We start from the raw sequence: 12,818 nt of genomic DNA on the forward strand, positions 1-12,818 counted from the left end.
CGCGACTGAAACGAATATGTTGTCCAAGTCAAGTACACTAACCAGAGCGATGACGCGGACCTCCTGCACGGACGGTTCGCTATCTGCATCGCTCATTGTCCAGACGCTAGTCTGGGCGGGTAAAAGTATGCTTTTGATACAGAATAAGAGGATCAGTTTCTTACCAGCTTCTGATCTTCGCGCAGGACGCTAAGTCTTGCTTTTTCTGGATCAAATCAAGCGCGAAAAGGGCGTTTGGTGAATGCCTTGGCAGTAAGAGGCGATGAAAGACGTGATACTCTGCGATAAGCCATGGGGAGCTGAGAATAAGCTTTGATCCATGGATTTCTGAATGGGGCAACCCACCTGATACTTTGTTATTACTGCACTTCGGTGCAGCTAATAACTTGGTAAACCAGGTATTTTTAGGCTGAATATATAGGCTTAAAAAGGCAAACCCGGGGAACTGAAACATCTAAGTACCCGGAGGAAAGGAAATCAATATGATACTCCCCTAGTAGCGGCGAGCGAACGGGGACCAGCCGAGCCATGAGTGTGGTTAGAATGCGTTGGAATGCGCAACCAAAGTGGGTGATAGTCCCGTATAAGAAGCATGATTGGACGTATTAAGTAGGGCGGAACACGTGAAATTCTGTCTGAAGATCGGAGGACCACCTTCGAAGGCTAAGTACTCCTTACTGACCGATAGTGAACCAGTACCGTGAGGGAAAGGTGAAAAGCACCCCGACGAGGGGAGTGAAACAGTACCTGAAACCGAACGCCTACAAACAGTTGGAGGGACCTTGCGTCCTGACAGCGTACCTTTTGTATAATGGGTCATCGACTTGGTCTCACGAGCAAGCTTAAGCCGTTAGGTGTAGGCGTAGCGAAAGCGAGTCTTAATAGGGCGTTGAGTTCGTGGGATCAGACCCGAAACCGAGTGATCTAGGCATGGCCAGGTTGAAGATAAGGTAACACTTATTGGAGGACCGAACCCACATCTGTTGAAAAAGATCGGGATGAGCTGTGCCTAGGGGTGAAAGGCCAATCAAACTCGGAGATAGCTGGTTCTCTGCGAAATCTATTTAGGTAGAGCGTCGACCGAATACCCTCGGGGGTAGAGCACTGGATGGGTAATGGGGCCCCACAGGCTTACTGATCCTAACCAAACTCCGAATACCGAGGAGTACTAGTCGGCAGACACACGGCGAATGCTAACGTCCGTCGTGAAGAGGGAAACAACCCTAACCTCCAGCTAAGGCCCCTAATTCATGGCTAAGTGGGAAAGCAGGTGAGACGACCAAAACAACCAGGAGGTTGGCTTAGAAGCAGCCATCCTTTAAAGATAGCGTAACAGCTCACTGGTCTAAATAAGTTGTCTTGCGGCGAAGATGTAACGGGGCTCAAGCCATGAGCCGAAGCTGAGGATGCATTTATTGCATGGTAGCAGAGCGTAGTGTGACATAGTTCCATGTGTCCTTATCGTCCCTCGGGACGTATTGGACACAAGGAGCTTTCTGTGAAGCTGGCGCGTGAGCGATCCGGTGGAGAGATCACTAGTGAGAATGATGACATGAGTAGCGACAAAGAGTGTGAGAGACACTCTCGCCGAAAGTCCAAGGGTTCCTGCTTAAAGCTAATCTGAGCAGGGTAAGCCGACCCCTAAGGCGAGGCCGAAAGGCGTAGTCGATGGGAACCAGGTTAATATTCCTGGGCCAGATGGAAGTGACGGATCTCGAGGGTAGTTCATCCTTATCGGATTGAATGGGCTGCTTAGAGGTCCCTGGAAATAGCTCCATCGCTAGATCGTACCCTAAACCGACACAGGTGGACAGGTAGAGAATACCAAGGCGCTTGAGAGAACTATGTTGAAGGAACTCGGCAAAATACCTCCGTAAGTTCGCGAGAAGGAGGCCCGGTTTCTAGGCAACTAGAGGCTGGGGGCACAAACCAGGGGGTGGCGACTGTTTATTAAAAACACAGGGCTCTGCGAAGTCGTAAGACGACGTATAGGGTCTGACGCCTGCCCGGTGCCTGAAGGTTAAAAGGAGGGGTGAGAGCTCTGAATTGAAGCCCAGGTAAACGGCGGCCGTAACTATAACGGTCCTAAGGTAGCGAAATTCCTTGTCGGGTAAGTTCCGACCTGCACGAATGGCGTAACGACTTCCCCGCTGTCTCCAACATAGACTCAGCGAAATTGAATTACCGGTCAAGATGCCGGTTACCCGCGGTTAGACGGAAAGACCCCGTGCACCTTTACTACAGCTTCACACTGGCATTAGGCCGAACATGTGCAGGATAGGTGGTGGGCTTTGAAACCGAGACGCCAGTCTCGGTGGAGCCTCCCTTGAGATACCACCCTTGTTCTGCTTGATGTCTAACCGCGGACCGTTATCCGGTTCCGGGACCCTGTGTGGCGGGTAGTTTGACTGGGGCGGTCGCCTCCTAAATCGTAACGGAGGCGCGCGAAGGTTGGCTCAGAGCGGTCGGAAATCGCTCGTTGAGTGCAATGGCAGAAGCCAGCCTGACTGCGAGACTGACAAGTCGAGCAGAGTCGAAAGACGGCCATAGTGATCCGGTGGTCCCAAGTGGGAGGGCCATCGCTCAACGGATAAAAGGTACGCCGGGGATAACAGGCTGATACTGCCCAAGAGTCCATATCGACGGCAGTGTTTGGCACCTCGATGTCGGCTCATCTCATCCTGGGGCTGGAGCAGGTCCCAAGGGTACGGCTGTTCGCCGTTTAAAGAGGTACGTGAGCTGGGTTTAGAACGTCGTGAGACAGTTCGGTCCCTATCTTCCGTGGGTGTAGGATACTTGAGAGGAGTTGCCCCTAGTACGAGAGGACCGGGGTGAACGATCCACTGGTGGACCAGTTGTTATGCCAATAGCAGTGCTGGGTAGCTATGATCGGACAGGATAACCGCTGAAGGCATCTAAGCGGGAAGCCCCCCTCAAAACAAGGTATCCCTGAGAGCCGAGGTAGACCACCTCGTCGATAGGCCAGAGATGTAAGCGTAGTAATACGTTCAGTTGACTGGTACTAATTGCTCGATAGGCTTGATTTGATCCAGTAGAAGCAAGACTTCAACTTATCAATCAAAAGCATACACATACAATCAGTTGTACATGACTTGGAACAAACAACGCTCAGCACTTCAGTGGTGACAGCGCGGGAACGGGTATCCCACAGATACCCTACCTCCCGCCGTCCCTCTGAAAAGCAGAGCGCTTGAGGACTTTATTTGGTTTGGTGATCATAGCGCGAGCAAAACACCTGGTCCCATCCCGAACCCAGCCGTTAAGTGCCGTAGCGCCGATGGTACTGCGTCTTAAGACGTGGGAGAGTAGGTCATCGCCAAACCTAATAAGGTCCTCAAATCGGTATCTCTCAACGATGATCAGAATTATACAAAACCGCCGCAGCTCATAAAGCCGCGGCGGTTTTGCTTTGTGAGGCTGTGGTGTGAATGTACCACCAAAATAGCCTTCCGAATTTTCGCAACGCAAATGGTACGTGCGCTGCTTAAAATCTCAAGAAAAATATGACTTTTATGTGCGAATCTTTTTGCAGCACCCCCATCATAAGTTTAAAACTTACTTATTGGCGCGGGATGGAGCAGCCCGGTAGCTCGTCAAGCTCATAACCTGAAGGTCGTAGGTTCAAATCCTACTCCCGCAACCAACTTTAGCGAACTTTCGCTTTCAGTAAGGCCCGCCTCGCCGGCGGGCCTTACTGCGTTTAGCATGTTCAACAGTTTGCCCCGGATCTCCAGATGGTGGACTTTTTCGTCCGCGTCCCAATCGACCACTACTGGAACTGTGAGGTGCCCCTAGTTTCCTAGACACCTGCTTCGTTCATTTTCTGTTGTTTTATTTCATAGTCAACCGTAACCGCGCGATTGGTACCGCCTGCCTGATTTCCGCATGATGACTTAAGATACGTCCATAGCGACGTCGTCAGTGACGTGTCTTATGCGGAGGGTATCATGCGGTGCGAGGTTCTCGGGTTCGAGCGGCGGCGGCGGTGGAGTGATGATGAAAAGCTATCGATCGTTTCGTCTGTTGGGATAGATGGAGCTACGGTCACGCAGGTAGCTCAGCGCTGCGATGTAAGCCGACAGCAGATTTACAGATGGCGGCATGAGTTGAAGGCGAAAGGTCTTTGGCCGCTGGACGCGGGCGCTGCTTTTTTGTCTGTCGATTTCCGGGTTCCGGAAGTCGCGCCTCCTGAGTAGAAGCCTGCTCCTGATGTTTCGCTTGAGCTTTGTTTGCAAAGTGGTCGGAGTTTGCGGTTTGATAGCTCCATCGACGGGGTCGCGCTGACACGATTGATCAGAGCGGTAGACGCGGCATGATCGGGCCCGGAACTGGTGTCCGTGTGTATCTGGCGTGCGGTGTGACGGACATGCGCAAAGGGATCGCAGGTTTGTCCGCTATGGCTCAAGATGAATTGCGCCAGAAGCCCACAGGCGGTGCTGTGTTTGCCTTCCGGGGTCGGCGCGGGGACCGGGTGAAGCTTCTGTACTGGGACGGTCAGGGGTTTTGTCTCTATTATAAAGTTCTCGAACGCGGCCGATTTCCTTGGCCGAGCGCGGAAGACGGAGCCTTGCGGTTGACCTCTGCGCAGCTTGCAATGCTCTGGGAAGGCATTGATTGGCGGCGTCCGGATTGGGGCGCTCCGCCTGCGCGCGTGGGGTGATTTTAGTTTCTGATCTGCTATATTTATATGGTGTTTGCACCTGAATTTTGGTAGTCAGGCGCATGTCGCACTCCGCCAAACGACCCCGCCGAATTGAAGGCGATGATTGCGGCATTGCAGGCCGAAAATGCTGAGATTGCGGCGGAAAACGCCAAGATGTCAGCCACGCTGCGGGCCCATGATCAATTGGTGCAGACGCTGCGCCTGCGGATCGCCAAGTTGCAAAAGCTGGCTTTTGGTAAATCCTCGGAGAAGGTCGAGCGCGAGATTGAGCAACTTGAACTGGCGCTGGAAGACCTGCTGGTTGCAGTGGCTGAGAAGGACGACGCCCCTATCGACGAAGGACTGGACGAGCCCGTTCCAGAGGGGGCGTCAGCCCCTGTTTTGCGCCGCCGCCCGCGTGTGTCTGATGCGACCCTGCGGGAACGCCGTGAGCTTGACCCAGGTGCGTGCTGTCCAGACTGTGGGGGCGATCTGCGCGTGGTGGGTGAGGATGTCAGCGAACTGCTCGACATGATCGCCGCCCAGATGAAGGTGATCCAGATCGCCCGGATCAAGAAATCCTGTCGGCGCTGCGAGCGGATGGTGCAAGAACCTGCACCCAGCCGTCCGATCCCGGGCAGCATGGCCGGGCCGAACCTCCTGGCGCATGTGCTGGTCTCGAAGTTCGACGACCATCTTCCTCTCTACCGTCAGCATGAAATCTTCGAGCGTATGGGGGCCGACATTCCCGAAAGCACACTTGTAGGTTGGTGCGGCCGCGCCATGAAGACACTATCGCCGCTGATCGAGCGGATCGATGTGGACATCCTGAGCAGCGACCTTCTGCATGCGGACGATACCCCGATCCGGGTATTGGACCGCTCCAGAAGAGACAAAGGATTGGGGAAAGGCGTGAAACAAGGCCGGGTCTGGGCCTATGTGCGTGACCAGCGCCCGTGGGCGGGAGCCGCGCCACCTGGCGCTGTCTACCGGTTTGCGCCCAACTGGAAAGAAGAGCATGTTCTAAGCCATCTGGCCGATGCGCGCGGCATTCTGCAAGCAGACGGCTACAAGGGCTATGCCAAGCTCTATGAGCCCCAATCCAACGGCCCACCACGTTTGCGCGAGGCGGCCTGTTGGGCGCACCTGCGGCGAGACTTCCACGACTTTTGGACCTCAACCAAGTCCGAGATCGCGCGCGAGGCGCTCGACCGGATCGGTAAGTTCTACGATGTCGAGCGTGACATTAACGGCCAGTCCGCAGAGGCTCGCCTTGCGGCCCGCCAAAGACTTAGCCGACCAAGTGTGGAGGCCTTCTTTAATTGGTCCGAACAACAGCTCATGCGCATTCCCGGCAAGAGCGATCTGGCCAAGGCCTTCCGCTATGGCCTCAGTCGAAGGGATGCCTTCAGCCTGTTCCTGTCCGATGGTCGGGTTGCAATCGACAACAACCCAGCAGAGCGGGCTCTGCGACCAATCGGTATTGGGCGAAAGAACTCTCATGACCGTTGTCAAGATTTCGGGCGTGTTTCACCGATCGCCGATAAGACGTTTGTGGACTTTTGGCTGATGGGCTGGTGCAGAACGCTGAGTTCAACGCGACGGTTGCTCAAACTCTCATTCGGGGATCCTATTCGGCCCCATATTGATGGTACGGCGTAAAGGGCTGCCCTAATCTAGCTGCGGAGGTCCGGTTTGCCGGCTCCAAATTCTTGCCCAAGGATTCCCTTAACCGGTCTCAACGTTCTGCATACAGACCACCAGATTTGTTCGGTCCAAAATTGCTCTATCGTACGGCCATTCCGCCTTCAGCGTTGCGGGCAATCGCCCAGATAAATCCGAATGACCAGCTCCGGCGCGAGAACCGCATTCTCAAGGAGGAGAGGGAGATCTTAAAAAAGCAACGCAGTTCTTCGCGGGCCAAAGGCCATGAGGTTCGGATTCATTGAATAACACGCGGGGACTTTCGAAACGGCGCGCATTTGCAAGGTCATGGATGTCAGTTCACGTGGTTTACGTGCGTTCCGCAATCGACCGGCCAGTCGCAGACAGCGGTCTGATTTGGTCACGCTGGCCCACATAAAGGAGCAGTCCCGTCTCAGTCTGGGCAGTTATGGCCAGCCACGCATGACCGAAGAACTGAAAGAGATCGGCTTGGATGCCGGCCACCGTCGTGTCGGACGTTTGATGCATCAGAACGGCATATCTGTTGTGAGAACGCGCAAACACAAGGTCACAACCGACAGCTATCACAAGTTCAACATTGCGCCGAACCTGTTGGATCGCGACTTCAACGCCGACAAGCCCAATCAAAAATGGGCTGGCGATATCAGCTATCTCTGGACACGCGAGGGGTGGCTTTATCTCGCGGTGATCCTGGACCTGCATTCCCGTCGTGTCATTGGATGGGCTGTAAGCAACCGGATGAAACGTGACCTGCGATCCGGGCGTTGAAAATGGCAATCGCATTCAGGACACCGCCCAGGGGCTGCATTCACCACACGGATCGTGGGTCGCAATATTTTTCACACGACTACCAGAAAATCCTGCGCCAACATGGGTTCAAGGTGTCGATGTCTGGGAAAGGCAATTGCTACGACAATGCGGCGGTCGAGACGTTCTTCAAGACGATCAAAGCTAAATCGATCTGGCGGCATCCTTGGGAGACACGGCGCAAAGCCGAGATAGCGATCTTCGAATACATCAACGGCTTCTACAATTCGCGTCGCCGCCACTCAGCATTGGGCTGGAAAAGTCCCGTCGCTTTCGAACGGAAAGTGGCTTAAACGAGCAATTGGGGCGGCACGAAAGCGCGACAAGTCCATATCGCTCAAATGCCTCTGTGCGCCCAGTTTCAAGTTACCACGCCTGCCCGTTTTAAACTATCGATTTCATTAGCCACACCCGCAGCGAAAGCTTGCCCTACTGTGCTGAGCGGGCGCCCATGAGGAACGAATTGTGCGATATCCCAAGTGATTGATGGTATAAGACGATGCACCGAAACCAGTTCAAGATCGAGAAGCTGGTGCGCCACGGGGTCAACGATTGCTATGCCTTCCCCGCGTTCCACCAGTCGGACAATGCCGTGAATGGTTCGAAGCTCGGCCACGATTGTGCGGTGAACTTGAATGGTCTCCATCATCAAATCAATCCGCCGCCGAAGCGGGCTTCCTTGTGAGAGGTCGATGAACATCTCTTTGCGAAGACGGGGCAGGGGGATGTCCTCAATATCCTCCAGCGCGTGCCCTTTGGGCAGGATGCATTTTGCTTCGCAATGGGCCAAGGACAGGGCTTCGCCGCCGAAGGCTTCTGCATTGAGGGTGATGCCAAAGGCCAGATCGCAGCGCTGCTCACTGATCATCCTAAGCATTTCGGCCATGCCTACATCAGCGATTTGCACCGTGGCTTGGGGATGCTCCTTGCGGAATTGGCTAAGGGCGTCGAGCAAAAAAGTGTCGCAAAAGACCGGCTGCGCTGCGATCACAAGATGCCCTACCTGACCGCTGGCGATTGCGCTGGCCTCTTGTTCCAAATTTCGAAGGCCCGCAAGATGGTGCACTACGGTCTGGTGAAACCGAAAGGCTTCGGCGGTCGGGGCAAGGCGATTTCGCTTGCGTTGAAACAGCTCGAAACCTGCCTTTTTCTCCAATGAAGACAACAATCGGCTGACCATGGGTTGGCTCATATCTAAATGTTCGGCGGTGAGTTTCATACCCCCCAACCGCATATAGGCGTCAAAGGCCTGTAGCTCTCGTGTCTTGAACATGCTGCATCCTCTCAGTATGCAGAATATGCAACTAACGGCCAACCCTTGTCAAATTTGGCATACTGTGGATGGTAGCCCCCATCCAACAGCTCCGGGATACCGGACAAAATCTGAGGTACTCATGAACAAAATAATCGGAACGATTGCACTTACTCTTTTGACAGTCGGCGGGCCGGCGCTGGCTCAATCCTATCCTGAGAAATCTGTAACGCTGGTGGTCCCCTACGGTCCGGGCGGTGCTTCGGATCTTGCTGGTCGTGCTCTGGCGGAAACGGCACAGCCTATCCTAGGTCAGCCGGTAACAGTGATGAACAAGCCCGGCGCAGGCGGCATGAACGGGGCACGTTTCGTTTCTGATGCCGACGCGGATGGCTATACACTGCTACTCGCGCGTGTTGGCATGGCCTTGTCACCTGCTGTGACGCCGGAATCTGCAGTGCCGTGGGATGCCTATACATTTGTGAGCGCACTTGAGGCGACGCCGATGATCTTGGCCGTGCGCGGCGATGCGCCCTATGAAAATGTCGATGACTTGATCAAGGCGGTCAAAGACACCAATGGCGCAATGACATATGCGGCCTCCGGTGCCACAGCGATTGATGGTTTCACCACACAGGCGCTTTTGGCCGACAATGACCTCGATCCACTTACCGCGGCAACGCTGGTGCCTTACAAAGGCGGCGGCGCGCTTGCGACTGCGCTTTTGGGTGGTCATGTAGACTTTGTTGCGATGGCAGCCGCATCTTTGATGCCGCATATCGAGAGCGGCGATATGAAAGCTCTAATGGTCTTTGCTCCTGAGCGCGTGGACAGCCTGCCCGATGTCGCGACAGCCGATGAACTGGGCTATGAAAAAGCTGGCCAGATTACTGGGTGGAGCGCGCTTTATGCGCCCAAAGACATGCCCGAAGACGTTGTCGCCAAATGGCAGGACGTTCTGGGTCAAGTCGCAACGGACGAAAAATGGCTCGAACTTGCGGCCCGTCGTGGTTCGATTTCGACTATTGGATCGGTTGAAATGCCCGACTACGCCAATAGCCAGTACGAGCTGTTTAACGGTCTCGCCAAGGACTTTGGCTATCTGCCACAATAAGCTTTGCAGGTGGGCGAACGTCGCCCGCCTGCGCTCCCCGTAGCCGGCCCTCGCGGCCAGCCTGATCTCAACAGAGGTCCCATTTCTTTCATGAGGATTGCCATGACGATGCCCGTTCTGCGGGGGCTGCTAGTAGTCGCATTTTTTGCGCTCTGTGCCTTCTATCTTGTCCCTGTGTTTGTGCCTCGCCCGGCGTTTATTCCTGGCTTTGCGCCACCTCCTGACATGTGGCCGAAAACCGTATCGCTGATTGGTATTGTACTTGGCTCACTTGCACTGATCCTCGCGATCCGCGGCGGCGCTCCGGCGGAGGAAGAGGTCGAAACAGACGGCAGCTCCGTCAAACGTATGACGCTGCGATTTGCTGGTTTGGTCTTTGCTTTCGGGCTGTTTCTGGTGGCGCTGCCCTACGTCGGATTTTTGATCGCAATTATCCTGCTTACGCTTTGCATGGTCCTCATGACCGGCGAACGAAACTATCGAATTTGGATTGCACTTCTGTCCGTCGGAGGGCCGATATTGCTTCTTTTGTTCTTCAATTCCGCTCTCGGAACGCAGTTCCCCAAGGGTGAACTGATTAAGATACTCGGCTTCTGATCGGAGACACTGATGCTTAACGAGATACTCGCAGCCCTTGCGGCTGTTGCTACACTGCAAAATTTTCTGATCATGACCGCCGGTATCTGGGGGGGCGTGATCGTTGGGGCCATTCCCGGGATGACGGGCACGATGGCCGTGACCTTGGCGCTACCATTCACTTTTTACATGGCCCCGGTTCCGTCGATCCTGTTGCTTGTGGCCTTGTACAAAGGCTCAACCTACGGCGGGTCCGTTTCAGCGATTTTGATCAAGACCCCTGGCACTGCTTCGGCTGCTTGCACGGCCCTTGATGGCTACCCTCTGGCTCAACAAGGCAAAGGGGGCAAAGCGCTCAACATGGCGCTCTATTCCTCAGTGATTGGCGACTTCCTGTCGAATATCTCGCTGATTTTCTTTGCCGCCCCCCTCGCCTTGCTGGCGCTTCATATCGGTCCGCCTGAGTTTTTTATGCTGATGCTTTTTGCGCTAACGACTGTCGCAGGGGTGTCGGGCAATTCTCTGCTGTTGGGGATGGTCTCTGCGGCACTTGGCCTGTTGTTGGCAACAGTGGGTGAAGACCTCTATGGCTCTTTCCGCTTTGCCTTCGTGCCTGACATGCAGGCGGGCTTGTCTATTGCGCCCGTGTTGATTGGCCTCTTTGCTTTGCCTGAACTGATCAAACTGGTGGTCATGCGCGCGGCCAAAACCGATGAGGCGGCCCCACTGGGTGCGCAGCATGTGACACGCGACGAGTTCATGGGGTCGCTGCGCAGCATTCTCAAAGGCTCCGCAATTGGTTCAATCCTTGGGGCCATCCCAGGTATTGGCCCTTCATCGGCGGCGTTCTTTTCTTATGGCGAAGCGCAACGGAGCTCCAAGAACAGTGCTAATTTCGGTAAAGGCGAACTTGAAGGCATCGCTGCGTCAGAATCTGCGAACAACGGCGCTTGCGGTGCAACGATGATCCCCCTTCTTGCATTGGGTGTGCCCGGCGATGTGATCACTGGCGTGATGCTTGGTGCCTTCATGATCCAAGGCCTGACACCCGGCCCGCTGTTGTTTCAGACGAACATGCATGAAATTTACATGCTCTTTATCGGTATGCTGGTCTCTTCGGTGCTATTGTTCTTCGCAGGCAAAGTTACCATGCGGATGTTCACAAAAGTGGCTCTAATTCCGCAAACCTTGCTGACGCCGTTGGTGCTGCTTCTTTGTATCTTCGGGATCTATTCTATCGCTTCCAGCACCTTCGATGTGGCCGTTCTTCTTGTGATGGGGCTGGTTGGGTTTGGCATGTTCTTGCTGAACATTCCCGCAGCACCCTTCCTCATTGCATTCATCCTTGGCCCAATGATCGAAGAAAACCTGCGCCGCGCGTTGGCAATATCGCGGGGCGATCCTGCGGTGCTGCTATCGTCGCCCATCACATGGGTCTTCGCAGTGCTGATCATCTTTGTGCTTGGCCTAACCGTCCGCCGAGAATTCTTAAAATCTAAAGAAAGACGAGTTCAGCAATGATTGACCTGAGCGAAACAACCTTTGCGTTTGATGACCTGACCGCGGACGCCGCAAGACATCTGGCACGGCTGATCTCATTCGATACGGTCTCGTGCAACTCTAACCGTGCGCTTATTGATCATATGGCAGATTTCTTTGGCGAACTGGGTGGGCGGATTACGATACTGCCTGACGAAACCGGCGCCAAAGCAAATCTGATTGCGGCCTTCGGACCCGAAGATATAGCGGGCATCGTCTGGTCGGGGCATACGGATGTTGTCCCCGCAGATGAACCAGAATGGGAAAGTGACCCCTTTCTGGCCGAGATCAAAGACGACAAGCTTTTTGGCCGGGGCTCTTGCGACATGAAGGGCTTTGCTGCCTGTGTTATGGCAGTGGCACCGCAATTGGCGCATGCGGGGCTTACGCGCCCGATTTACCTCTGTTTTTCCTATGACGAGGAAGTAGGATGTCTGGGTGCGCCCGCGATTGCAGAGTATCTTGGGCAACTGCCAGTGCCACCTGAGTTTGCGATTATCGGCGAACCTTCGATGATGAAGCTGATCACAGGGCAAAAAGGCAAGATTGCCATGCGGGCGCATGTTACGGGCACAGCTGGGCATTCATCATTTGCACCAGAGCATGTAAATGCCATTGAGTTTGCTTCCAAGGCGGTTGAACGGATTTCCGAGCGCGGCAGGCGCTATGAAAAAGAAGGCCCTTTCGATCAGGATTTTACCGTGTCTCACGCCACGATGCTGGTGACGATGATGCAAGGGGGTGTTGCAACAAATGTGACGCCTGACAGTTGCACGCTTACGTTTGAGTTGCGCTCAATCAGCGGTATGGATCCTGAGCAGGATATGGAACGGCTTTTGGATGAAATCACGCGGTCGGTTGCCTCTCCGATGCAAAATAAGGTCCTCGGTACTGGCATCCGTTTTGAAAGGATCTTTTCCTATCCCGCTATGAGTGATGCGCGAGAGACCCCAAGCTTTCAACGCTATGCTGACCTGCTGCCAGCTTGGGGTGGCAAAGTTTCATATGGTTCAGAAGGCGGTGTGTTTGAGCAAATCGGCGGGATCCCTGCGGTGATCGTTGGACCTGGATCTATCGATCAAGCGCATAAGCCGAACGAGTTTGTCGCGATTGAACAACTTGCAACCTGTATTCAGTTTTTGAATGGCGTCGTCGACTTTCTGTCCTCCGAATAGGCCCGC

6 protein-coding genes, 1 tRNA gene, 2 rRNA genes and 2 pseudogenes are annotated in these 12,818 nt (G+C 54.4%); 10 read left to right on the top strand and 1 reads right to left on the bottom strand.

The window, feature by feature from the left end; translation table 11 throughout:
* Window positions 1-213 precede the first annotated feature (213 nt).
* The 6 genes and pseudogenes from DSM110093_RS16950 to DSM110093_RS16975 form a co-directional block, all read left to right on the top strand.
* Window positions 214-3,047 (top strand): 23S ribosomal RNA (locus DSM110093_RS16950).
* Window positions 3,048-3,228: 181 nt separating this feature from the next.
* Window positions 3,229-3,343 (top strand): 5S ribosomal RNA (gene rrf, locus DSM110093_RS16955).
* Between the two features lie 244 nt (window positions 3,344-3,587).
* A tRNA-Met gene (locus DSM110093_RS16960) sits at window positions 3,588-3,664 on the top strand.
* 669 nt (window positions 3,665-4,333) lie between these two features.
* Window positions 4,334-4,681, top strand: a complete 348-nt coding sequence (tnpB, locus tag DSM110093_RS16965; protein ID WP_243267894.1) for an IS66 family insertion sequence element accessory protein TnpB — start codon at window positions 4,334-4,336, stop codon at window positions 4,679-4,681.
* 102 nt (window positions 4,682-4,783) lie between these two features.
* Window positions 4,784-6,160 (top strand): annotated as a pseudogene (locus tag DSM110093_RS16970) (IS66 family transposase); the annotation flags it as partial.
* A 323-nt stretch (window positions 6,161-6,483) separates the two neighbouring features.
* Window positions 6,484-7,449: pseudogene (locus DSM110093_RS16975) on the top strand (IS3 family transposase); the annotation flags it as partial.
* A gap of 68 nt (window positions 7,450-7,517) precedes the next feature.
* On the opposite strand, the gene DSM110093_RS16980 reads toward DSM110093_RS16975, so the two are convergent.
* Window positions 7,518-8,429, bottom strand: coding sequence for a LysR family transcriptional regulator (locus tag DSM110093_RS16980; RefSeq protein WP_243267896.1), 912 nt, complete (start codon window positions 8,427-8,429; stop codon window positions 7,518-7,520).
* Between the two features lie 121 nt (window positions 8,430-8,550).
* Between DSM110093_RS16980 and DSM110093_RS16985 the strand changes: the two genes are divergently transcribed.
* From DSM110093_RS16985 to argE, 4 genes are all read left to right on the top strand, one after another.
* Window positions 8,551-9,522 carry a tripartite tricarboxylate transporter substrate binding protein gene (locus DSM110093_RS16985; protein ID WP_243267898.1) on the top strand — a complete coding sequence of 324 codons (972 nt, stop codon included), beginning with the start codon at window positions 8,551-8,553 and terminating at the stop codon, window positions 9,520-9,522.
* A gap of 102 nt (window positions 9,523-9,624) precedes the next feature.
* On the top strand, window positions 9,625-10,119 hold the full coding sequence (locus DSM110093_RS16990; RefSeq protein WP_243267899.1) for a tripartite tricarboxylate transporter TctB family protein: 495 nt from the start codon (window positions 9,625-9,627) through the stop codon (window positions 10,117-10,119).
* 12 nt (window positions 10,120-10,131) lie between these two features.
* Window positions 10,132-11,619, top strand: coding sequence for a tripartite tricarboxylate transporter permease (locus DSM110093_RS16995; protein WP_243267900.1), 1,488 nt, complete (start codon window positions 10,132-10,134; stop codon window positions 11,617-11,619).
* Complete coding sequence (argE, locus tag DSM110093_RS17000; RefSeq protein ID WP_243267901.1) at window positions 11,616-12,812, top strand: acetylornithine deacetylase; 1,197 nt, start codon at window positions 11,616-11,618, stop codon at window positions 12,810-12,812. The genes DSM110093_RS16995 and argE overlap by 4 nt, the downstream gene beginning before the upstream one ends.
* The last annotated feature ends 6 nt before the right edge of the window (window positions 12,813-12,818 follow it).

The sequence above is a fragment of the Sulfitobacter sp. DSM 110093 genome (genome assembly GCF_022788715.1).
Classification (GTDB): domain Bacteria; phylum Pseudomonadota; class Alphaproteobacteria; order Rhodobacterales; family Rhodobacteraceae; genus Sulfitobacter.

Coding starts and splice junctions, on each gene's coding strand:
- tnpB (WP_243267894.1), top strand. CDS start 4,334: ATGATCGGGCCCGGAACTGGTGTCCGTGTGTATCTGGCGTGCGGTGTG.
- DSM110093_RS16985 (WP_243267898.1), top strand. CDS start 8,551: ATGAACAAAATAATCGGAACGATTGCACTTACTCTTTTGACAGTCGGC.
- DSM110093_RS16980 (WP_243267896.1), bottom strand. CDS start 8,429: ATGTTCAAGACACGAGAGCTACAGGCCTTTGACGCCTATATGCGGTTG.
- DSM110093_RS16990 (WP_243267899.1), top strand. CDS start 9,625: ATGACGATGCCCGTTCTGCGGGGGCTGCTAGTAGTCGCATTTTTTGCG.
- argE (WP_243267901.1), top strand. CDS start 11,616: ATGATTGACCTGAGCGAAACAACCTTTGCGTTTGATGACCTGACCGCG.
- DSM110093_RS16995 (WP_243267900.1), top strand. CDS start 10,132: ATGCTTAACGAGATACTCGCAGCCCTTGCGGCTGTTGCTACACTGCAA.